Consider the following 21,469-nt stretch of genomic DNA (forward strand, 5'->3'; position numbering starts at 1 on the left):
TTCTATCACTTGTATATTGATTCACGCTGCCAGATTGCCTTTCCATCTACAAAATCCGGCGCTTGTAAATCTAATAATTTATATAAACTTGGTGCTATATCCGTCATACTAATACGATCCGTTATTTCGCCGGGGGGTATCTTTGGGCCTGCTGCAAATAGAATAGGCCGCAGACGCGGACGTTCAGGATCTCCTCCATGACTCCCCATTTCCTGCGTTGGTTCAACAGCAATTTTCGCATCTTTTCCCATCAAGTATCCCGGGGCAGCAGTTAGAAACACGTCCCCGCTATTCTCATTGTGTATTTCGTCATATTCCTCAGTCCCTGCCACCCACACTTTTTCATATGGAGAGACTTGCCCTTTTTTGCGGTCAGATAATAAGAGGATGCCAGGATAGGAATACGCAATATCGGATGAACCGGTGAGCCAGCGCAATATCGGATGGGCTGTTTCTTCCGGATCTTGTATTAGACTTGAAAACACCGTTCTGCCAGTAAATACTGAAACGATTTCATTCCTCACTCGATCAAATTCTTCCGGTTCGACAATCCCCTTTTTTTCCCGGCCTTTTAAATTCACATACACATGTGCTATCGTTCCGCTTGCTTCGGCATAAGCTTTCGTTTTCGTCTGATCTATTACTCCATTCTGGTCCTTTACAAGTAAACCAGCCTTTTCGAGCTCTTTATTCGGCGACAGTCTTGTATGAATCGGTTCGAGTCCGTGATCTGATACGATGAATAAATGGTCTTCCGAATTCATATTGTTCCAGATTCTCCCGATCGCCTGGTCTGCTTGACTGAACGCCCAGCTGACATACATCTCTTTCTCCAGTATATTTGCTGTCACATACCCAGGCTGGGCTGGCTCTCTCAGCAGGTATTCATGCAATTCATTGTCTACTACAGGGTAATAATAAAACAGCAAGTCAGGACGGTACTGTTCTTTAATATACAAACTGACATCCGTAACCCAGTCAGTAAACCGTTCTCCTGCCTGTTCATATTCTTCCCTTGTAATGTCTCCATTCGTAAATGCGGTCAGCTCGTCAGCAGCAGGGTAAAACCCAAATCGCTCGTCAATATCTTCGGCGAACTTACCCGGCCCCCTATAAAGGCCGCCCATTACAGTTCCCTGAAACAGCTGTAACTCTTCGTTATTATCAGGGTTCTTCTTAAGTTTCATATAAAAACCGGCACTGTCCAATGATGGCACGTCCAATGCCGCCGCAACCCAGTCTTCCACAAAAATTTCTTCTCCAATTTCCTTTTGATTCATGGACAGATAAAACTTTGGTTCATGTTCATCCGTTCTTAACACATATAGCTGCAGTGACGGAGAATTTTTAATATCCAATGAAATTACGGCTTCTTCAACATCCATAGAGCCCGAAGATAATTGTTCTGCCCGCTCATCTTCAATGGGTGAAAAGCTTAGGTCATGAAGCTCCGAGTCCGCTAATGTGCCGCCTGAATAAACTGCATACGTCGCAGCAGAAGCGTTATCCGGATTCGAGTCAGGAAAAGCAACAGTGGCCGTCACTTTGCCTTGATCCCTCGCTTCCTTCCATATAGGCGTGACTCCAAGTGTTTGTGAAAATCCGCTCTGATCATCCTTAACTTTTTCACCTGAAGAATGAAACTGATTACTGACAATACCTGTTTTTGCAGGGCCTGCACCGGTTGCCATTGCGGCATGTGACGGCGCGGTCAAAGACGGGGTGACCGTAACAAAATCCGTTGCATAGGCTGCTTCTTGCTGGAACTTCTGTAAATTTCGCATAACTCCCTTGTCCATATAACGTTCCGCATCCATATGACCTAATCCGTCGAACGATACGACGCTGATAGTTCCAGTCGGTTCCGCTGCCTGGACAGACAGTTCATTTGTTGTACTTAACATAGTGATAAAAATAATAATGAAGACGTTCATTCGATTCATCATAGTGGATTCCCTCGCTTTACCGAACTATTCCCTTCAAGAATTCACGGTAAACTTGCTAACTAAAACTGATGCAAAATATCCCATTGCGCCTTCACGCCACAGGATACTTTGCTATTTTATAGTTGAAGAGCAAATTGATTCACTATGTCGCCTTCCAGCCATTTCGCACTCTTTGCAAATAATTCGTCTTCAAAGGCATAGCTGGAGAAAGTGTGATCAGCTTGATCAATATACTGTTCACGAACCGTAGCGGCTGTTTTGCGTTTATTGAACGAATTAGCATACCGTAACGCATGCTCTTTTGGTATCTGCTCATCCGCTTTTGCATGAATGATATGTGCATGTCCGGTAAATGAACGAACTGCTTCGATCGGATGATGTTTTTTCAAATCTTTCAAGAACGTTTGACTGATCATGAAACCATGATGATCATGACTTCCTGTCGCTGCAATTTCACGAACCGCTTTTGCTCCAAGAATCCCAGTGATATCTTCATATGGCGCCCCCACCGGTGACCAGAGGATTAGCTTTTTAATACGATGGTCAGCTGCAGCTGTCAATGAAGCTACAGCACCTCCAAGACTATGACCGACCAGTGTAATGCGATGTTTGTCGATACCTTTGATCGCACTCAGATAATCCACCACATCCCGTACTTCCTTCAGCTGATTGCTTAGCGTCACATCCGAGTAATCCCCATCACTTTCCCCGCAGCCGCTGAAATCAAAGCGGAACACTCCGTAGCCCCGCTCCGTAAAATAGCGTGCCGCCTTCACAAACAAACGATGCTCTCCTACTTTACTGCCAACGAAACCATGCACAAATAGCAGAAGCGGGATGTTTTCTTTTCTATATTCAGGAAGATGCAAAGCACCTGATAAATTGTTTTCACCAGAACGAATCGTGATCATCTTTTGCATTCCTTCTCCACTCCCGTCAATATATATTATTCCAACATGTTTAATAGGTATTATATATTGACAGAAGCCGGAAGTCAAATCACTCATCAGATTTATGCAAAAAAGCCCCCTTTGTCAGAGAGCTTTCATGCATATACCAATTATCAATCGTAATTAGACAGAGAAGTATAAAATATTCTTTACTTCACAATACCGAGCGTATTTAAAAACACAATAATAATCGTCAATGGCACAATCCACTTCATTAAAAAATGCCATAACGGATAAAGGCCAGCAGACTCTGTATGATAGAGCGTAAACTGTTCTCGGACAAGCACCTGGTCCATCTTATGGGCGATAAACAGTGCAATCAGCAGACAGCCCGCCGGCAATAGAATATTACTCACCAAATAGTCTGTTGCATCAAATACACTCTTATCAAATATCATTATTCCGGACAGTGCACTTGACGATAATGCGGAAGGTATCGCCGCAAAGAAAACCACTGCCCCAATCAGCCACGTCACAGATCTCCGAGACCGTCTGCCGCTTTCCGTCATTGCCGCCACAATAATCTCATACAAACTGAACGAAGATGTCAGCGTTGCGAATAAGAATAAAATGAGGAATAATGCCAAAAAGAGCTGTCCGAACGGAAGTTGTGAAAATACTGCCGGCAAGACCATGAATAACAGCTCCGGACCTGCTGCCGGTTCCTGACCGAAAGCGAAGACTGCAGGAAAAATTGCCAGTCCCGCCAAAAGCGACACAAACAAATTCATTCCGACAACAGATGTTGCTGATGATGTCAGACTGACATCTTTCTTCAAATATGAACTGTATGTCACCATACATGAGAATCCGACCGCTAACGAGAAGAACGACTGTCCGAGCGCATACAGCACCGACTCTCTCGTGATGCTCGAGAAATCAGGCTTCAAGAAGAATGAAACCCCCTCCATCGCGCCCGTCAATGTCAATGAACGTACAACGAGAATGATGAAAAAGATGAATAATAAAGGCATCATATACTTATTTGCCTTCTCGATTCCGTTCTGGACACCCGACGATACGACCAGCACATTAATCATCGTAAACAGCAGTAAACCGATCAAAGTAGTTACGGGGGAACCGACAATCGAACCGAATTGTTCCGAATAAGAGGCTCCTTCATTAATGATTTTGCCGCCTACAGCCAAACCGCTGTACACGAATACCCAGCCGCCTACTACACTGTAGAATGATAATAAGAGAAAACATCCTGCCACGCCGAGCTTACCGATCCATGGCCAGGCGCTTGACGGGGCCAGCTTCTTATACGCGCTGACCGCCTCTTTGCCGGAACCCCTTCCGATGATGAATTCCGAGATCAGCATCGGCAAGCCGATCAGGACAGTGAAGACTACGAACAGCAAGAAGAACGCTCCACCGCCGCTCATTCCCGTGACATACGGAAACTTCCAAATTGCTCCAAGTCCAATTGCTGCTCCCGCAGAGGACATAATAAATCCAAGTTTTGATGACCATTGTTCTTTACGACGTTCCATAATTTCACCCATTTTCTTTACTTCTGCTTATTACAGTTATACTGTACTGCTTCAGCAGAAACAAGGGGAAAATGGTTTTCGTGTTCAGATTCCTTTTGATGATTCATCTGCTTCCATACAATGTTTTCGCCAAAAAGAGCATTGGCCAGACGTTCACAGTTGCGCTGATCGAAAAAATCGATATACTCGGTCGCCTTGTTAAAGAACGGATTTTCAAATCTCTTTTCTCTAATAAGAGTATCAAGATAATCAAGAGCCTCATCTTGATTGCGCGCTTTATAACCAAACAGATCGGTATCCAGATTCAGATAAGACCCCCGATTAGCTAAAAACTCTTCCTGGTCAAAAGTGTAGAAGATAATAGGTTTATTCATATATATGAAGTCCCAGCAAATACTGGAGTAATCTGTGATGAGCATATCTGCATCTTGAAGCTCTTGCATAATCAGTATTTCATCAAAGCTGAAAAAAGATATCTTGCCGCTTATAATACCGTTCTTTCTGAAGTGCTTTTCATATCGTTTCATGAAAGGATGCAGAATAACCCTTACCTCCAGTTCCTGCTCTTGTACAATCCGCTGCAGCCTGTCACTTTTTAAAAGTTTTGCAGTGGATTGAAAGTATGTGCTTCTCAGAAATTCTTCCTCCGTCAAATCAAACAGCCACTCCCGCCATGTGAACATTAGTAACAAGCGCTTAATTTCAGTTGGAGGATGATCAGGAAGAAGACGGTCAAAACGCGCCATGCCTGTGACAACCAGCTTATCATCAGGTATGCCCCACTCATAACGCTTAATAGAATATTCATACTCCGAAGCACAATTAAAGTAATTGCATCTTTCCAGCAGAGGTACATCTTCTTTTTGGATTAAAATTTTCTTAAAGCATTCGATGCCGTGACTGATATGCAACATTACCGTTTTTTTATTTAATGAAATGAACTTATCTATATAAGGCGCTAAATCATAAATAATAGAATGCCCATGAACAGTATAACTGGCTCGGAAAAACAGTAAATAATTTTGGAAGCTTCCAAGAGGGACAGCTTTCGGAATCTGATGTTTTTTTATATAATCAAATCGCGGATCATACATCCAGTAAATATCCATTTGATCAGAGAAGTTGTTCACAGCATACTCATGGAATACTGCAGCATTATCTTCATATTTTTCTCCGAGATTTCCGCCAATCAGAAGAATGGTATCATGATCATTACGATAGAACAGTTTAGCCAATATATAAGCCAGTAAAATTTTTACATAGATCCATCCCGTCTCCCATGCACGATATTTTTTCAGCCGCATATACCCACCTCCAATGCTCTTTCTATTTCCCTATTTTCTTACACAATAAACCAATATATGTTTCCCCATCAGTTTTTCAGGGTAAAAGAATACAGCTGTAAAAATCGAAAAAAGCAGAAGGGAGATAACAGTCATGATGAGAAAGATACTTTTCATTTCCGATCATGGTGATCCATTGGCACCGCTAGGCAGCCAACAGGCTGGCGGCCAAAACAACTATGTCAGACAGCTGGCTTTAGCTTTAGAGCAAGAAGGATATGCAGTAGATGTTGTGACGCATTGGAATAGCATGGACACTCCCCAAATTGAATATTTCGGTTCCGCCTGCCGAGTCATACGATTTGCTGCAGGAAAACATAAATTTATACCGAAAAACGAGATGTATCGTCTGATTCCTGAGTTTTTTGACGAAATGTCGAATACGATACATTTTACTGGTTATGATGTTGTGCACACTCATTACTGGTTATCGGGGCTTATCGGTTCGCTTATTAAGCGAAAGACGGGCCTTCCCTGGGTTCACACGAATCACTCGCTGGGCATCGCAAAAAAGAAAGCAACAGGCAGCTCGGAAGCACTCCGCCTTCTCACGGAAAAAATGATTCTGACTTCAGCAGATCTGATCGTAGTAACTTCTCAATCTGAAAAGCTGCTGATTAAGGAATTCATTGAGAATCCCGCTCCTATAAAAATTATCCCTATAGGGGTCGATAAGGCGTTTCAAGCGACCCAGCCAAAATTTACAGTTTCACCTTACTTTGCATTCGCAGGCAGACTGCAAACGACAAAAGGTATTTATACTCTTCTGGAGGCATTTGAACTGTTTATGAAAGGTCGACCTTCCACAGACTGTACTAAGCTGATTATTGCGGGCGGAAGCGAATCATGCATCTCCCCTAAGAGCCACTTACCTAACAGCCGTAAGCTTCGTGAGGCAATTGACGGTTTCGAACACAGAGTAAGATTTCTGGGCCCACAAAATCAAAAACAACTTGCCCGATTATTTACTAACTCCATCGCAACTGTTGTTCCATCCTATTATGAATCATTTGGTATGGTTGCCGCGGAAGCTCAAGCATGCGGAAGCCCTGTTATCGCTTCAAAAGTGGGCGGACTGAAAGACGTCGTGAAACACCGTGTAACTGGATTGCATGTGGAACCCCGTAATCCAGTCCAGCTGTCACATGCCATGTCTGCTTTACTGAATAATAATCATCTTACGAACAGACTCAAACAGAGAGCCATCGCTTATGCACAGCAGGAATTTGACTGGAGTGTACTGGCTATTAAAATGAGTAAGGCTTATAAAGGAGTTACCAATGATACGAAAATCATACTTGCTGGCAACTGATTTGGATAACACGTTAGTAGGTGATCCAGAAGCGCTGAAACATTTATTTACATTTTATAAAGAGAAGGAATTCGATCCCGGATTGATATATGTAACAGGCAGACATTTGAATTCAGCACTTTCGCTCATCCAACAAGAAAAATTACCGTCGCCTGATATCCTGATCACTGACGTAGGAACAGCTATTTACCATGCTCCTGATTGGTCTGAAGATAAAACATGGGCCACTTGGGTAAATGAAACGTGGCTGCCTGAAGATGTTTTATCAATATCCAAAAATACACCCGCACTTGTACGGCAGAAATTGCCCCATCAAAAACGTATTTCTTTTACAGTGCGCTCCAGACAGTCAAATATCGTACAAGCCATTCAAGCTAAACTCTATGCTCATAACATTCCCTGTCATCTCGTTTATAGTTCGGGCTGTGATTTAGACATACTGCCAGAACGCAGCGGGAAAGGAAAAGCAGTAGAATATGTTCTGCAAAAATACGCTAAAAATGATGTAAAAATTTTGCTGGCAGGTGATTCGGGCAACGATGTCGACATGCTGACTTTAGGGTACCCTGCCGTCATTGTCGGCAACGCTCAGGAAGAGCTTTCCAAGTTACCTTCCCACACGCTGCTGTACCGGGCTGTTGAATATTATGCAGCAGGCATAAAAGAAGCCTGGGATCACTTCTATCCTGCAGCTCAACAATAAAAACCAATTGGCATCCAATTGGTTTTTATTGTGCAATATTTTGATTAATCAGCTGTCGATAAGCATGTAATTTTTTATGATACAATGTTTTATACGTAGCAAGACTAGTATTTTCAATTGCATGGAAATCAGCCGGATTAACTACCCCGTAACGGCTATTCAGCCTGCGTGCATTTTTCCACGCCGTTATTTCGAAGGCCAAATTCATTTCATCTTCCTCAATGAGTATCTTCAATAGCTCAGGAGTATGCAGAATTTCTTCTTTAGTATGACTTTTTTTCATAGTGAATATTTCAATAGTTCTTGCTAAGGATGCCTCCAATGCCGGCAAGTCTATCGCGTGGCCTAACTCATGCAATGTAATAGTTTGTACATACGTTTCAAATGAAAAGAGAGAAGCCATTTCTTCATAAGCAGTATGTAACCGTTCCTCATCATATCCGATATATTTCCCTATAAAATTATAACTCATATTGATCCCATCATGAACTTCACGAAGCTCTTCTTTCATACCGACTATTTTCATAACGTCAGCAATGCATTGCCGTATATGCAGCGGCAGCGCCTGATTATTCATCCCCATACACCCTTGTTTCTCTTCTGATTATATTTCTATTATTACTCATTCTTCCTATACGAATTATACTGCCGCAGAGTGTTACTTTCAATATCCACTATGATTACATGACATATCACCGTATATAATTTTCAGTAATATGTTAAACCACTAACCTATTTCACCAAAAAACACTCTTGAATTGAAGTTTCAATTCAAGAGTGTTTGTCATGTCACTATTTACCTAAATTTTACATTTATACTATTGCAGTCTTTCAATTATTGTCTCGTTGTCTGGCACGTGCTTCTCCGCCTTTACGGCCAGCTTCTTCACGGCTCATTTTGCCATTATTGTTGTTGTTTGAATTATTCTGTTCAGCTCTAGCTTCTCCGCCTTTACGGCCAATTTCCTCGTAGAATTCCTGGCCGTGGTTGTCAGCGGTCGCTTCTCCGCCCTTGCGTCCAATCTCTTCGTAGAATTCCTGATCATGATTTTTAGAGGTAGCTTCTCCACCTTTACGTCCCGCTTCCTCGTGACTCATTTTGTGGTCATTGTTGTTGCGATTGTTACGGTCAGCCATTTTTAAATTCCTCCTATACCAATAATCATTTTTAGCTCGTCGACAAGCTTATTGGATATATTCCCACCATCCAAAAATTAAAACAGCAAATTTGTGATTTTTTCATTTTCGTAATAAAGTCTTAGAAAATCACTGAAAGATACTCTTTTTTTAGTAGAAAGCGATCATTATTTGCAGAATGCAGGATTAGTGGTTTTATTCTAAATATAGCGGGATGAACCCGTCAAAAAAGCCGGGCATACCCCGGCTTTTCTTGCTCTATTTAATTTTAAAGATATCTAAAACCCTTATCCTGTACCTACTATTTGAAATCAGGCAGATTACACTTTGTTCGTACGATTGCCCGCCCTGACTTCCCCGCCTTTGCGGCCAATTTTCTCGTAAAATTGTTTATCATATTTTTCGGAAGTCGCTTTTCCACCTTTCCGGCCAATTTCTCTATAAAATTCGCTGCTGTGCTTTTGGGCTGTAGCTTTTCCGCCTTTCCGCCCGATCTGTTCATAAAATTGTTTGTCATGTTTTTTAGAAGTTGCCTGTCCGCCTTTACGTCCCGCTTCTTCCAAAGTCATTTTCTTCTCTTGTTCAGTGCTGCGCTGGTTAGTCATATATAGTATTCCTCCTAATATTCGATTTACGAAGCTTAGTGAATATATTCCCAATCAGCTGTTTGCTAAACACCAGACACCCTTAAGGCAATTGCATGACAGAAAGATTCATGGAGTTAAAGACACTGTTTATTTTTTATTTTCTCCTTACAAGCCGCTTTGGAAATAGGTATACTTTCAACGGAATAAACCAACTTATTGAAGAACGCACTGACAGAAAGGAGCATGGCATATGGGACGTGATGAACATAAAACCGGCAGTAATGCGTCTGGCTCTTTACCGCAGACACCGAAAAACCAAAAGATCGCTGCACGTGATATGAAAGAAGAAATCGCACGGGAGCTGGCGGAATTACGAAAAAGCCCCGCACAAAACAAGCGTAAATCCTAATGTGTGAGTGTGATCATATGGTGGGTTGTTTTTTCATTCGCATGCATCTGATATGATCCATGGATTGAAAACTGATATGTTGCTAAAACTGTTTTAATTGATCACTGAAAAACCCAAAAACAGGATGGATAACTATCCTTTGTTTTTGGGCTTTTCATCCTTAAGGCAGGATTTGCTCATCTATCAGTTTTTCAAGCTGTTCATCCCATTCTTCAGTCAGAGTATTCCACACTCTCGTGAAGCGGGAGTTTTCTGTACGATTGAATACATAAAACTCCACACAAGGAATTTGCTGGTTCATTGTCACTTGCGGGTTATCAATGTGAACGACAACTTTCTGCAGTGAACCTTCAGCAGCTTCAGCGCCGGCAGCGAGAAGCGCTGTACGTAATTGTTCATCTTCCAAAGCAGCCGCTTTATTTTTTTGTTCGGCGGCGAGCCGGAAAGGTTTTAGTTTTGATGTAAAGACTTTCTCTGGCTCTTCACACAAGATTTTATCATGACACACACTGTAATAGAACTTCCTCTCTTCTTTTTCAGGAGGATGTTCAAAAATTCCAGATTGCAGCTGTGCCGCCCCTATCCCCGTCAATTCAAAGTGTCCTTTTCGTAATTCAATCATTTTCCCCGCCTGCATTTTGCGGAACAAATTTTCTGCGAATAACGGATCTACGGCAAGAAACTCTGCGATCATTTTGGAATCAGATACTTCAAGTTTCTGGATTGTCAAAAGGATCATTTTCATTAAAATATCCATCACGGTACGTGTAACAGTAGTATAGGTTATCGTCAGCACATCTACCGGCAATCCCCAGCTGTCTGACCGCAAAATTTGTATATCTGACTGTTTTTCCAGTTCTTGCTGCAGCTTTTTTCGAAGTGAATCCACGCCCTCACCTGCCTTCTGTCTGTTCAATTGTTCGCAGACCGCCTTGATTCTCTACAACTTTCTTCAGTTGTTTATACATTTCCCTTGTTGAAGCATTTTTCGTTCTGACAGTGAACATTTCTGAACTTCCAACGATTATGAGTAGTTCTCTTGCGCGCGATAACGCTACATTTAAACGCCGGTAGTCTTTAGCAAATCCGATCTCCCCGCCTTTTTCCCCGTGATTTCTCACAAAACTTAAAATGATAATATCCATTTCCATGCCTTGGAACTTATCTACGGAACCAGTACGGCAGTATAATTGCTGCGGCCGAATCTCCTGCTGAATGAGGCGGTCGATTCGTTTCACCTGTTCGCCATAAAAACTGATGACACCCACACTTTTCTTTTCGTCAGGTTTCATCAGGCCTGCCTGTTTTGCATGTGCTGTTGCCCGTTCGATATCCAGAAGTGTATCCCGGACAATTGCCAGCTCACCTTCATTGAAACGGCTTGTGCCGCCTTTGACCCGGTCTTCGAAGAAAGCCGGTGTATTTGGTGTATCCAGCCACAGCAAATGATCGTTTCTTGTGATTGTACTGCTTTCCAGAAGATGATCTCGCATTTGATCTGAATCAGGGAGTCCGCATTGCAATTGGTAATTGCCTTCTTTGTAAAATGGCGCAATGGTTTTCATGATGTCTTCGTGCATACGGTATTGAATACTGAGCATCGTTTTATTTTGTCTGGGCAGCGTTCGGAACAGACGCTCAAATAATGATTCATTCAGCAGCTTCTTCATTTCCCGCTGAATTTCCGGGTCTTTTTGCTGATCCACCAGTTCATCCATCGTTTCCTGCCCGACCAGTGGCGGCAATTGGTGGTGGTCACCGACGAGAATAACTTTTTTACCTTTTAGCATCGGCAGCAACAGCTCTGGCGGAGTGGCTTTTGATACTTCATCGATAATGACTACATCGAATACAGGATATTCATCCATGAACTTTTTAGAGGCGGAAGCGACACAAGTTGTGCCAATGACATTTGCATGATCAATATACAGTTTGCGGATTTCATCAAGATCATACTCATTAGCTTCTTGTAGCAGTTCTTCCCACTGGGCCTGAAGCTGCTGCAGGACAGGCAATTGCTGCTGTTCTTTCGCGACTGCAGCCTGTTGCTCCTGTGCTTGTTTTACATCCTCTTCAATTTGCTCTATTTGCTTTTCTATATCCGGAATCAATTGAATGGTCAGCTCTTGGATTTCCTCCTGCATTTGATCGTACTCTGTTTGAAGTTGCTGCACTTTTTTCTCTTCTGCAGCCATTTCCGATTTCTCTTCATCCAGCCGGCGGTTTATTTGTGAACGCTTTAGCTCAGAAGTCGTCATTGATGCGGTCAGTTGCGTCAAGTTTCTCATCTGCTGTCTGCAATGCTGAATATGCGTCTCCAGCCGGGAAATTTCTTCTGTCAGCTGCTCTTGTTGCCAATGCTTTTCAGGCGGCTTATTTTCTTGCATCCAGTCATTCATATGATCTTTCAGCTCTTCATTTTTTGTGTGCAGCTTCTGACTTCGCATTTTTATTTGATGCGCATGGTTTTGCATTTGCTGCAGCTCACTCTGAAGAAAAACAAGGATTTCATTCTTTACTTCAGCAAACACTTCAATTACAGATTGGACTTGTTGCTGCTTGAGTTTCACTACTTGATCGCCTGCTATTTTTTCTTTTCCGTAAAACAATGACATTCCTTTTGCAATTTTTTGCAGCACTTCTGTCTTTGCGGATGAAATCTCTTTATTTTGTAATACTTTTTTCGTATACGGATTAATTAAAAATTTACCCAGACGATCAATCATATCGTGCATTTCCTGAACGGTTCCGAAGTTTTCTGTCGAACGCGCGGTAATGCTTTCTAAAGGGTAGCGATGAGTCTGCAGCAGGGTTTCGGTCTTTTGAATCGCTGTCTGAAAACGGTCGTGCAGCTCTTTCCATACTTGATATTCATACGTATACTCTCCGCTTTCAATGGACTTGATGATTTTTTGCAAGTCATTGATGCGCAATATGATATGGATAGGCAATTCGATGTTTTGTTCAGCTAATATGTTTTGGATTGCCTGCATTTTTTTATTAGTGATAATTTCATCATGCGCTTTTTGAAATGATTGTTCCAATCCGGAATCTTTCTGCAAGGCTCTTTCCAGCTCCTGCAGTTCCAGTGAATTGCGCTGCTGTTCATTTTGCCATGCTATATATAATTGAATCCGCTTCAATTGTTTCTGCTCTTCCAGCGACCTTTCCAATTGTGCAGACAGCTGCTCTTTGTCAGGCTGCGAATCTAACTGAAGACGCAGCTTTTCTATTTCTGCTGACTGCTGTTCGATTTCCGTCTCTAGTTGATGAATAGCCTGACTTTTATGCGTCCTTCTCCGCAGAGATCGATCCAGCAAAGATTTCCCCGATACAGAATCTGACGTCAGCTTCTTCAGCGTTTCTTTTACGGCGTCCTGCGCGCGCCTGGTTTCAATTAACGCCGATTGCCGTTCTATTTTTTGATCAATTAAGGCAATTAAATGCTCAGTGCGTTCCTGCAATTCTGATTCCTTTGTCTGAAACATTGCACGTGTGGCTTGAACAGCTTCCATCGTTTCATTGCGCCAATGCAGTGCAACATTTTCCTCCATAAAGCGTTTGCCTTCTTCTTCAATACTCTCAGACCGACCATAACGCAAAATACGGGTTGCCGGATCTGTCAGCAGCCGGCCAAGCGCATTATCGACTGCGAGATTTGACTGCGATGCGACAAGTGTCCGCAAGCCCGCCTTGACGTTCTGATAGCATATTTCCGAAATTACCGTCGTTTTCCCTGTGCCGGGCGGACCCTGTATAACAAACAAATCATGAGCTTTCATCGCACCTGTTACCGCTTCACGCTGAAATTCATTCAAGTTATTGTGGAATTCCAGCTGCGGCTGTTTATTTGTAATTTGCACAACCGGCCGCTCTTCAAATAAAACCTTTTCCAGATTTGCATTCGCGGCCAATCCGTCCTGCAAATCTTTAAAACCTTTTCGCAGTCGCCGGATTTGACTTAATTCAGCAAAATTTGTAAGTACCAGCTCTTTATTTCGTGTCGGCAGCCATTGTTCTGAACGCGCTTTTTTTTGAAATCGCTGATTCAGTTCCACAATAATCACTTTCTGTGCTTTTTGTACATCGACAATTTGGCCAATTTCAGCAGACAGTTCACTCATCTTCACACTGAAGCCGCGCAGCTGCTGCCAGTTCTTTGTCTGGAGATCTTTACAGTGCAGGCGAAGTTTTGTGAAGTCACTTGTGAAACTCGCTTGTGTAAACGAACAGCTGATATCCGCCACATCTGCATTCTTTTCTGCTATTTGCAGATAGCCTTCCCAGCTTTCGATTCGCTTTTTTACATATTCAGAACGTTCTTCCGCAACCGGTAATTCACGCAGCTTCGTATAAAACTCGATGGGCAATGCAACCCCGGCCCGATTCAGCCGGAACTTCACTGCCATTTGGAGCCGCCGATTCGTCTGTACAGGTTCTCTCGCTCCCCTGACATGAAAACCGGTGGCAACCAGACCATCCGGTTTCAGCACACATTCCATCACGGCAACGCGCTGCTGCACTTCTTTAGCGAATTTTATATTAGTCTGCGGATCAAAAAACATCGCATAGGATTGATTTCCCATGCGGTTTGCGGGCTTCTTTTCAATATATACATCAAAAGCAGACTCCGAAGAAACGAAAGCCTGTTCACTCAGAAACCATTGTTCCAATCCTTTGCGGGCATTTTTCGTTATCTCAAGACTGCAAGGTATCATTTCTATCGTTTTTAATTGGTTCATCATCGTTTATTCTTTTCATGATAGGGCTGTACTTCAGCAAGATGGACCGTCATGCTTCTCCCTGTTAATTCCTTGTTCAAAGCTCTCACCTCAGTCCTCTATTATAGATCATAAGTGCATTTACCGCGAGTAAGAAAAAACATTAACAAATTATAAAATTAATTTTTAAAAAGATGTTTAGGAATAGTTTGCCGGGGTATACTAGTAATACAAGGCGAACTGAAGGAGACAGCGAGGGTAGTTTAGACGCCGGCTCCGGAGGAGATGCACAGCCTTGGCGGAAAATTTTCTTTACTGGCAAGTGGTACACTCGGTTCGGGAATCTGTTTTGTAAGGTTCCAAACAGAAAGACAGGTTTACCAGGTAATGCGAAAGAAGTTTTTTGTGTAAGTGCAAGTGAAGTGACTGCTTTAAAGAAGTATAAGCAGTGTAAGACGTATACTGCGAGCGTACAACATCGTCAGTATGGAGTAATCGCAACATAAAATTTTCCGCATAGCAACAGAAGGACAGCCGGCAGTCGAGAGGTTTCGATTGTCGGCTGTTCTTTGTTTACTCCCCTTGAAAATTGGATTGTTTAGTCTGAATGAAACCGGGAAAACAAAGTATAAGATTCTATCAAACAATTACGAGGAGGAGTTTTTTATGAAAAAGCGAATGGCTTTGACAGCAATCGGTTTGGGAGCGGCCTACTTAATGCGCAACAAAGAAGCACGTGAAAAATTATCACGCCAATTCGATGAGTTCAATGAAACACCAATGCGTGGAGATCGTTCAAATCATAATCAAAAGCCAGAACCGAATAAAGGGTTACTCGGAAGATTTCTAGATTGATTACAAATTGACCGCAAAGGAGCAGATATTCATGGGTGAAGAAAAAAAAGTGTTTACCGAAAAAGACCGTTCAAATGCAAAAGGCGGATATATGGACAACCCGGAGAATTTGAAGACAGATAAGGAAAGTATTTATGACATGCATAAGGATATGCAGACTGTAGATGCCATTCCTTTAGAAGACGTTCGCATGGAAGAGGAAGAAGAGCGGCACCACCGTAAAACAAAAGACCGTTCCTCCAGTGAAGAGAAATACGAAGGGGAATAATCCCGTTCATTACAGATTGCGGACGGTTAAATTTAAAATAGAACATAAAAAACGGCGCCTTAAAAATTAGACGCCGTTTTTTTATTTCATTTTTAATAATGCTTCTGATCCCGTCATCCCGGCCGTAATTCCAAATTCTTCGGCTTCAAGCGTTACAGATTCAAGCGGTGCTGCAAGGAGCTGTTCAATCGTCTTCACTCCTACTGCACGGCCCGCAATGATTTTACGGTCCGCCAGCACACTGTTGAGCAAACCGACATCGAGTGCACCGCACATGATATATCCTTTGTCGTTTGAAACCGTAAGCAGCGTCGTTTTCGGCAGCTTCACTGTGACTGCTTGAAATGATTCGCCATTAATCGATATCTTCTGGTGTTCAATCAAGACACCCACCCCTTTCTTTATCAGCATATGACGATTCAATAAAAATGTGCCAAGTAAAAAATCCCGTGCACTGTAAATCGCCTCACCTGCACTGCTGTCAAATATCATTTTTTATTGACAGCCTACTTAATGGGAGTATTATCCTAATTTCTAAGTTTCGCTTTAGATATCTATCATTTTTTATCCAAAACAAGAACTTAAGTCTTATGTTTTTTGAAAAAAACAGCAAAAAATTCTTGTAATCTGCTTGCAGACACTTTATTATAGAAAAATGTTGCGAAGAAGATTCGTATCAAGCAATTATAAGGAGTGTGGCCTGATGGAGAACATTACAAGAGAAGACATTTATACATTCGTGGAAGAAAACAACGTGAATTTTATCCGTCTTCAGTTTACTGACATTTTTGGCATGATTAAGAATGTAGGGATTCCAATCAGCCAGCTCGATAAAGCATTAGATAATAAAATGATGTTTGACGGATCTTCTATCGAAGGTTTTGTTCGTATTGAAGAATCGGATATGTACCTCGTGCCTGACTTGGATACGTGGATGGTATTTCCATGGCCGTCTGGCACAGGCCGTGTCGCACGCCTGATATGCGATGTGTACTTGGCAAATGGAGAGCCATTTTCAGGTGATCCGCGCGGAAACTTGAAACGCATCGTAGAAGAGATGAAAGAGCTAGGGTTCACTGATTTTAACCTGGGTCCTGAACCGGAGTTCTTCCTATTTAAATTAGATGAAAACAAACAGCCGACAATGGAACTCAATGATCATGGAGATTATTTCGATTTGGCGCCGATGGATTTAGGCGAAAACTGCCGCCGCGATATTGTGCTGGAACTTGAAGCACTAGGCTTTGAAGTGGAAGCTTCACATCATGAAGCCGCGCCTGGGCAGCATGAAATCGACTTTAAATATGCTGATGTTCTGACTGCCTGCGATCATATTCAAACGTTTAAACTGGTCGTGAAAACGATGGCACGCAAACATGGTTTGCACGCCACGTTTATGCCAAAGCCTTTATACGGTGTCAGCGGCTCCGGAATGCACTGTAACGTCTCATTGTTTAAAGACGGTGAGAATGTATTTTATGATGAAGAAGGCGAGCGTAAACTGAGCGAGACAGCCTATCAGTTTATGGCGGGCGTTCTTGCACATGTGCGGGGGTTCACCGCAATCACCAATCCGACAGTCAACTCGTATAAGCGTCTCGTTCCGGGTTACGAGGCACCCTGCTACGTTGCTTGGTCCGCACAGAACCGCAGCCCGCTTATCCGTATACCGGCCTCCCGCGGAATGAGCACACGCGTGGAAGTCCGTTCTGTCGATTCATCTGCCAATCCGTACTTGGCAATGGCCGTTATTTTACAAGCTGGACTCGATGGCATCAAAAAGAAACTGACACCTCCCGCACCCGTAGACCGCAATATTTATGAAATGAAGATGGAAGAACTTGCGGAAAACGGTATTGAAACTTTACCGACTGATTTGGATCATGCATTAATTGCGCTGTCAGATGATAAGATTATCCAAGAGGCTCTAGGTTCACACATTTATGCAAACTTCAGCGAAGCTAAGCATCAAGAGTGGGAAAGTTACCGGATTACGGTGCACCCATGGGAAATTGAACGTTATATGAAAATGTATTAAATAAAGTAATGGAACGGCTGTCTGCACAGCCGTTTTTTTATAGGCTGAAATGGGTAAGATCAGTTCTATTGTTCATTAGTCTTTATCGGTTTACTATAGGATGATAAGGAGGTTTCGGTATGGCGACAATTTGGTGTAATGCCTTATTTTATACAATGCAAAGTGAAGGACATACAATAGAAGCGTTAGTGACGAAAGACGGGAAAATTACAGCAGCCGGATCATACAATGATCTGCGTAATCTGGCAGAACATCAAGTGGATCTGCAGGGGGCTTTTGTTTATCCCGGATTCATTGATAATCATATGCATATCATCGGCCAGGGGGAAAAGCTGCTGCGGCTTGATTTATCTAAAGTTACTTCAACTGCTGACATGATGGATATGTTACTTCGTGCGGCTAAGGGGTTGTCAGAGGATGAATGGTTCATTGGCGAAGGCTGGGATGAGAATATGTTTCCCGACAGAAAAATCTTCACGCGCTATGAACTGGATATGGTTACCGAATCCCCTATGCTGCTGAAGCGTACATGCTGGCATGCAGCCGTTGTTAATTCAAGGGCATTGGAACTGGCGGGTATTACGAAGGATACGCCTGATCCTGAGGACGGCGTAATTGAGCGCGATGAGAACGGGGTGCCTACGGGCTTGTTGAAAGAAGGTGCCATGCAGCGTGTTCTTCAGATTTTGCCTGAACCGACGGAAGCTTATGTAACTAAAGCTTTGGAAACTTCCGTCGATCATCTGTTGTCTGTCGGCTTGACGGGTGCCGTTACAGATGACTTAGGTTATTACGGTCAATATCAGACACCATTACAGGCTTTCCATAACGTATTGGGCGGCAAACGGAAATTTCGTGCGTATTTATTGCGCCATTTCAGTGTGTTTTCTGAATTGATGGAGGATCAGGCAGTTTATAAAGGACCGTGGGTGGAGCCGGGAGAAATGAAGTTTTTTATAGATGGTGCTTTTGGAGGCAGTACCGCATTATTAAGCCGTCCGTATGCAGATGATCCGAGGAATTCAGGTACGGCAGTAGTAACTGACGGGGAGCTGGAGAACCTCGTGAAACTTGCCCGGCATTACGGAGAAGCTGTTGCCATCCATATGATTGGTGATCTCGCAGCGGAAAAAGCACTGGACGTCATTGAGAAGCACCCTGCACCTGCCGGCAAAAAAGACCGGTTTATCCACGTCACTTTACTGCGTGACGACCTGGTTGCACGTATGGAAAAACTGCCGATCGTTTTAGATATCCAGCCTGCTTTCGTTCCTTCTGATTTCCCATGGATTGCAGACAGGCTTGGACATGACAGGATGGACTGGGCCTATGCATGGAAAAAGTTCCTTGACAGACGTTTCATTTGCGGCGGAGGTTCAGACGCGCCGATTGAAGACCCGAATCCTCTGCTCGGAATCCATGCAGCAGTTACGAGAAGATTGCCGATTGAGCAGCACGAAGGATATTTGCCTGATGAGAAACTCAGCCGCTACGAAGCTGTGCAACTATTCACTTCAGGCGCAGCCGCCACAATTGGCAAGACAGATTCACGCGGACGCCTGGCGGTTGGATTCGATGCAGACTTCACTGTATTGGCTGAAGACATTTTTACTGTAAGTGCCGATCGGATTCCGGAAGTCGCCGTAGAGAAAACTATTGTGGCAGGCGAAATCATGTATCAGATACATTCCTGACATTTGTTTAGTACAGGCACGAAAGGGAAAACCTTTTAAAAAGGAGGTTTTCTCTTGGAGTTGTTAAAAGTGAACGGACTTCCGGTGCGCTGATGGTGCCGTATGTTGGCTTGGTAACGCTGGCATTAAATTATTCCACCTGGCAATTGAATAAATAAGGATATATAAAAATGTCCCTGCCATAGAAGATGGCGGGACATTTTTATTGATAATGGTTTTGGCTGTAATTCATACGTTCCGCTGTTCGATAGGCATCGTACATTCCCCAGATCCAAACGATTGGATAGGTGATGAATCCGATTCCTACAAACATCAGCAAACCGTTAATTCCTTGTAAAATAATGAGCAAAATTCCTTTAAGAATTTGTCCATTGTAAATTTGACCGACACCAGTCCAGAAAAAACTCAGCACGGCGGCAATACCCGGATGCTTAAACATGTCATCTCCCCTTCCTGGCTGTTAGTTTTATCATACAGTATGGAGAAAGGAGTTGACAAGGTGTTTGCAGTCTAATTCTTCAGAAGCGATCCCTATCCAATTCATCCTCTTGCACGTCTGCGCCGCCTTCACGCTTACTGTGCTCCGGCAGTGTCTGACTCATTCTGAATGCAGGATCGCCGCCATTCAGCTCTTGATCTGTAATACTTAATCCATTAGCACCCAGATTTACGTCTGTGCTTTTTCCGTCTCTTCCATAGAAGTCTATGTTCTCCATATAACTGCGCCTCGCTTCACCTGAATCTACGTAAAGCAGCATGCCGCCCTGTTCAATTTCACGGTAATAGTCAGACGTATCTTCTGTCCCTAATCCCAGACTGTCGATCATACGCCGCACGTGATCTTCTCCTGAAATGAAGCCCATGAAACGGTCCCACCATGAATCATCTGCTGATTTAATCTCTGCATCTGTCCGATTTTTGACCATAGTCAGCTGGTCATCATTTTTCACTACCACATAGATATCCTCTTCAGCCCATCCCTCCTTTTTCAGCTCTTCCACCCGGTTCATCAGTTCTGTTTCGTTATGGTACATGCCAATATATCTTTTCTTACCCATTTTGTATCTCCTCCTGTCACTGATCTTCCTATTGTTATATTTACCCCCAATACTATAGCCAAAAACATTCCGCATGATGTATAGAACATCCGCTGATGAGAAACCCTAATAAAAAGGAGTGATTGGATGCTGGAGTTAGATACTTCGATTGAAGGCAAATTGGCGTGTTTTGGGACATTACGGGATAAAGTCGATCAGCACGGTTACCACTTTGGAGGAGGATGGGATTATCATAAAGGCAGTTTTGATTCAATCCTCCACCGTGAAGGCGGTGAGACGATTTATTTGCGTCTGCCTTTTGAAGCATATGACGGAGAACTGGATGATTTCAACACATTCATTAGATTCAAAAAGCCCTATGTAATTAAACATGTTGTCAATACAGGGTTGGATCGAGACGCAAGTTCATTGATCAGCGGTTCGTTTAATCAATTTCAAGAACCACTTGACCGCGATGCCCAAATCCGCGATAAAAGCCGATGGGAAACGGCAGGCGAACTGGCAATAGAAGAAATTTTACAGTACTTGGAATGACAAAAGGATCTTTCTGCCCTCTATGGCAGAAGATCCTTTTTGTTAGTTACTGACACCATGAAGTTTTTCATCCATTTCATCAGCGCTCAGCACTTGTTTCGGATGCTTCTCAAAAATCGGTTCCAGTTCGCCCATCAATTCTTCCAGCTCGGCAGCCGTGGAGAATAGTGTTTCGAAGGACTTTATCTGTCCCCCTGCTTCCACTATCAGTCTCAGGCGCTGCAACGGTTCTCTTCCTGAAAGGTCTTCGTCCGTCATAATAGGTTCTTCGCCGGCATAATCATCTTGCTGAATCCATGTCGTTCCTGTGTTCTCTGCGCTTTCAGCAAACGAAAGAAGTTCTTCTTTGTCCGTAGTACGTTTCATGGAAATCCCTCACTTTATCCGTTTTCCATAGTGTTCCCCTTTGAAAATGGTT

The 21,469-nt window shown here is 43.1% G+C and carries 21 protein-coding genes; 8 read left to right on the forward strand and 13 right to left on the reverse strand.

Annotated features, from left to right (window positions below; genetic code table 11):
- Positions 1–5 precede the first annotated feature (5 nt).
- The 4 genes from SporoP37_RS06095 to SporoP37_RS06110 form a co-directional block, all read right to left on the reverse strand.
- Positions 6–1,946, reverse strand: a complete 1,941-nt coding sequence (locus SporoP37_RS06095; protein ID WP_085430508.1) for an alkaline phosphatase family protein — start codon at positions 1,944–1,946, stop codon at positions 6–8.
- 116 nt (positions 1,947–2,062) lie between these two features.
- Entirely contained in the window at positions 2,063–2,866 is an 804-nt protein-coding gene (locus SporoP37_RS06100) for an alpha/beta hydrolase (protein WP_158233618.1), read from the reverse strand.
- A gap of 179 nt (positions 2,867–3,045) precedes the next feature.
- A complete protein-coding gene (locus SporoP37_RS06105; protein WP_085431702.1) occupies positions 3,046–4,392 on the reverse strand; it encodes a sodium-dependent transporter in 1,347 nt (448 codons plus the stop codon).
- Positions 4,393–4,409: 17 nt separating this feature from the next.
- Positions 4,410–5,696 (reverse strand): CDP-glycerol glycerophosphotransferase family protein, encoded by a 1,287-nt coding sequence (locus SporoP37_RS06110; RefSeq protein WP_085430510.1) that lies wholly within the window; start codon positions 5,694–5,696, stop codon positions 4,410–4,412.
- A gap of 133 nt (positions 5,697–5,829) precedes the next feature.
- On the opposite strand from SporoP37_RS06110, the gene SporoP37_RS06115 reads away from it, so the two are divergent.
- Positions 5,830–7,047, forward strand: a complete 1,218-nt coding sequence (locus tag SporoP37_RS06115) for a glycosyltransferase (RefSeq protein WP_081242818.1) — start codon at positions 5,830–5,832, stop codon at positions 7,045–7,047.
- Positions 7,016–7,750 carry an HAD-IIB family hydrolase gene (locus SporoP37_RS06120; RefSeq protein ID WP_085430511.1) on the forward strand — a complete coding sequence of 245 codons (735 nt, stop codon included), beginning with the start codon at positions 7,016–7,018 and terminating at the stop codon, positions 7,748–7,750. Before SporoP37_RS06115 ends, SporoP37_RS06120 begins: the two co-directional genes overlap by 32 nt.
- Positions 7,751–7,775: 25 nt before the next feature.
- Here SporoP37_RS06120 and SporoP37_RS06125 read toward each other — a convergent pair whose 3' ends face one another.
- The 3 genes from SporoP37_RS06125 to SporoP37_RS06135 all read right to left on the reverse strand — a co-directional run bounded on the left by SporoP37_RS06125 (position 7,776) and on the right by SporoP37_RS06135 (position 9,492).
- Positions 7,776–8,327 (reverse strand): hypothetical protein, encoded by a 552-nt coding sequence (locus SporoP37_RS06125; RefSeq protein WP_081242820.1) that lies wholly within the window; start codon positions 8,325–8,327, stop codon positions 7,776–7,778.
- Between the two features lie 254 nt (positions 8,328–8,581).
- Positions 8,582–8,887 (reverse strand): KGG domain-containing protein, encoded by a 306-nt coding sequence (locus SporoP37_RS06130; protein WP_081242821.1) that lies wholly within the window; start codon positions 8,885–8,887, stop codon positions 8,582–8,584.
- A gap of 320 nt (positions 8,888–9,207) precedes the next feature.
- Positions 9,208–9,492, reverse strand: a complete 285-nt coding sequence (locus tag SporoP37_RS06135; RefSeq protein WP_085430512.1) for a KGG domain-containing protein — start codon at positions 9,490–9,492, stop codon at positions 9,208–9,210.
- Between the two features lie 232 nt (positions 9,493–9,724).
- On the opposite strand from SporoP37_RS06135, the gene SporoP37_RS17265 reads away from it, so the two are divergent.
- Entirely contained in the window at positions 9,725–9,883 is a 159-nt protein-coding gene (locus tag SporoP37_RS17265; RefSeq protein WP_196796864.1) for a hypothetical protein, read from the forward strand.
- A 160-nt stretch (positions 9,884–10,043) separates the two neighbouring features.
- Here SporoP37_RS17265 and SporoP37_RS06140 read toward each other — a convergent pair whose 3' ends face one another.
- Positions 10,044–10,799, reverse strand: coding sequence for a hypothetical protein (locus tag SporoP37_RS06140; protein ID WP_085430513.1), 756 nt, complete (start codon positions 10,797–10,799; stop codon positions 10,044–10,046).
- Positions 10,777–14,625: an AAA domain-containing protein gene (locus SporoP37_RS06145; protein WP_158233617.1), complete on the reverse strand. Its 3,849-nt coding sequence runs from the start codon at positions 14,623–14,625 to the stop codon at positions 10,777–10,779. Before SporoP37_RS06145 ends, SporoP37_RS06140 begins: the two co-directional genes overlap by 23 nt.
- Before the next feature lie 645 nt (positions 14,626–15,270).
- Here SporoP37_RS06145 and SporoP37_RS06150 point away from each other — a divergent pair.
- Positions 15,271–15,459 (forward strand): hypothetical protein, encoded by a 189-nt coding sequence (locus tag SporoP37_RS06150; protein ID WP_081242825.1) that lies wholly within the window; start codon positions 15,271–15,273, stop codon positions 15,457–15,459.
- Positions 15,460–15,490: 31 nt separating this feature from the next.
- Positions 15,491–15,727, forward strand: coding sequence for a hypothetical protein (locus tag SporoP37_RS06155; RefSeq protein ID WP_085430515.1), 237 nt, complete (start codon positions 15,491–15,493; stop codon positions 15,725–15,727).
- Positions 15,728–15,808: 81 nt separating this feature from the next.
- On the opposite strand, the gene SporoP37_RS06160 is transcribed toward SporoP37_RS06155, so the two are convergent.
- Positions 15,809–16,138: a YunC family protein gene (locus tag SporoP37_RS06160; protein WP_081244767.1), complete on the reverse strand. Its 330-nt coding sequence runs from the start codon at positions 16,136–16,138 to the stop codon at positions 15,809–15,811.
- A 292-nt stretch (positions 16,139–16,430) separates the two neighbouring features.
- Here SporoP37_RS06160 and glnA point away from each other — a divergent pair, with 292 nt between their 5' ends.
- Both glnA and SporoP37_RS06170 read left to right on the forward strand, forming a co-directional pair.
- Complete coding sequence (glnA, locus tag SporoP37_RS06165; RefSeq protein WP_085430516.1) at positions 16,431–17,765, forward strand: type I glutamate--ammonia ligase; 1,335 nt, start codon at positions 16,431–16,433, stop codon at positions 17,763–17,765.
- Positions 17,766–17,884: 119 nt separating this feature from the next.
- Positions 17,885–19,459 carry an amidohydrolase gene (locus tag SporoP37_RS06170; protein WP_085430517.1) on the forward strand — a complete coding sequence of 525 codons (1,575 nt, stop codon included), beginning with the start codon at positions 17,885–17,887 and terminating at the stop codon, positions 19,457–19,459.
- Between the two features lie 202 nt (positions 19,460–19,661).
- Here SporoP37_RS06170 and SporoP37_RS06175 read toward each other — a convergent pair whose 3' ends face one another.
- Together SporoP37_RS06175 and SporoP37_RS06180 are read right to left on the reverse strand one after the other, a co-directional pair.
- Positions 19,662–19,898 (reverse strand): hypothetical protein, encoded by a 237-nt coding sequence (locus SporoP37_RS06175; protein ID WP_081242829.1) that lies wholly within the window; start codon positions 19,896–19,898, stop codon positions 19,662–19,664.
- A 79-nt stretch (positions 19,899–19,977) separates the two neighbouring features.
- Positions 19,978–20,517 carry a YflT domain-containing protein gene (locus SporoP37_RS06180; RefSeq protein WP_158233616.1) on the reverse strand — a complete coding sequence of 180 codons (540 nt, stop codon included), beginning with the start codon at positions 20,515–20,517 and terminating at the stop codon, positions 19,978–19,980.
- A gap of 126 nt (positions 20,518–20,643) precedes the next feature.
- Here SporoP37_RS06180 and SporoP37_RS06185 point away from each other — a divergent pair, with 126 nt between their 5' ends.
- A complete protein-coding gene (locus SporoP37_RS06185) occupies positions 20,644–21,051 on the forward strand; it encodes a YugN family protein (RefSeq protein ID WP_081242831.1) in 408 nt (135 codons plus the stop codon).
- A 42-nt stretch (positions 21,052–21,093) separates the two neighbouring features.
- Here SporoP37_RS06185 and SporoP37_RS06190 read toward each other — a convergent pair whose 3' ends face one another.
- A complete protein-coding gene (locus SporoP37_RS06190; RefSeq protein ID WP_085430519.1) occupies positions 21,094–21,417 on the reverse strand; it encodes a hypothetical protein in 324 nt (107 codons plus the stop codon).
- Between the last annotated feature and the right edge of the window lie 52 nt (positions 21,418–21,469).

The organism is Sporosarcina sp. P37, from assembly GCF_002109365.1.
In the GTDB taxonomy this organism is placed as follows: Bacteria; Bacillota; Bacilli; order Bacillales_A; family Planococcaceae; genus Sporosarcina.

Coding starts and splice junctions, on each gene's coding strand:
- SporoP37_RS06095 (WP_085430508.1), bottom strand. CDS start 1,946: ATGATGAATCGAATGAACGTCTTCATTATTATTTTTATCACTATGTTA.
- SporoP37_RS06100 (WP_158233618.1), bottom strand. CDS start 2,866: ATGCAAAAGATGATCACGATTCGTTCTGGTGAAAACAATTTATCAGGT.
- SporoP37_RS06105 (WP_085431702.1), bottom strand. CDS start 4,392: ATGGAACGTCGTAAAGAACAATGGTCATCAAAACTTGGATTTATTATG.
- SporoP37_RS06110 (WP_085430510.1), bottom strand. CDS start 5,696: ATGCGGCTGAAAAAATATCGTGCATGGGAGACGGGATGGATCTATGTA.
- SporoP37_RS06115 (WP_081242818.1), top strand. CDS start 5,830: ATGATGAGAAAGATACTTTTCATTTCCGATCATGGTGATCCATTGGCA.
- SporoP37_RS06120 (WP_085430511.1), top strand. CDS start 7,016: ATGATACGAAAATCATACTTGCTGGCAACTGATTTGGATAACACGTTA.
- SporoP37_RS06125 (WP_081242820.1), bottom strand. CDS start 8,327: ATGAATAATCAGGCGCTGCCGCTGCATATACGGCAATGCATTGCTGAC.
- SporoP37_RS06130 (WP_081242821.1), bottom strand. CDS start 8,887: ATGGCTGACCGTAACAATCGCAACAACAATGACCACAAAATGAGTCAC.
- SporoP37_RS06135 (WP_085430512.1), bottom strand. CDS start 9,492: ATGACTAACCAGCGCAGCACTGAACAAGAGAAGAAAATGACTTTGGAA.
- SporoP37_RS17265 (WP_196796864.1), top strand. CDS start 9,725: ATGGGACGTGATGAACATAAAACCGGCAGTAATGCGTCTGGCTCTTTA.
- SporoP37_RS06145 (WP_158233617.1), bottom strand. CDS start 14,625: ATGAACCAATTAAAAACGATAGAAATGATACCTTGCAGTCTTGAGATA.
- SporoP37_RS06150 (WP_081242825.1), top strand. CDS start 15,271: ATGAAAAAGCGAATGGCTTTGACAGCAATCGGTTTGGGAGCGGCCTAC.
- SporoP37_RS06155 (WP_085430515.1), top strand. CDS start 15,491: ATGGGTGAAGAAAAAAAAGTGTTTACCGAAAAAGACCGTTCAAATGCA.
- SporoP37_RS06160 (WP_081244767.1), bottom strand. CDS start 16,138: ATGCTGATAAAGAAAGGGGTGGGTGTCTTGATTGAACACCAGAAGATA.
- glnA (WP_085430516.1), top strand. CDS start 16,431: ATGGAGAACATTACAAGAGAAGACATTTATACATTCGTGGAAGAAAAC.
- SporoP37_RS06170 (WP_085430517.1), top strand. CDS start 17,885: ATGGCGACAATTTGGTGTAATGCCTTATTTTATACAATGCAAAGTGAA.
- SporoP37_RS06175 (WP_081242829.1), bottom strand. CDS start 19,898: ATGTTTAAGCATCCGGGTATTGCCGCCGTGCTGAGTTTTTTCTGGACT.
- SporoP37_RS06180 (WP_158233616.1), bottom strand. CDS start 20,517: ATGGGTAAGAAAAGATATATTGGCATGTACCATAACGAAACAGAACTG.
- SporoP37_RS06185 (WP_081242831.1), top strand. CDS start 20,644: ATGCTGGAGTTAGATACTTCGATTGAAGGCAAATTGGCGTGTTTTGGG.
- SporoP37_RS06190 (WP_085430519.1), bottom strand. CDS start 21,417: ATGAAACGTACTACGGACAAAGAAGAACTTCTTTCGTTTGCTGAAAGC.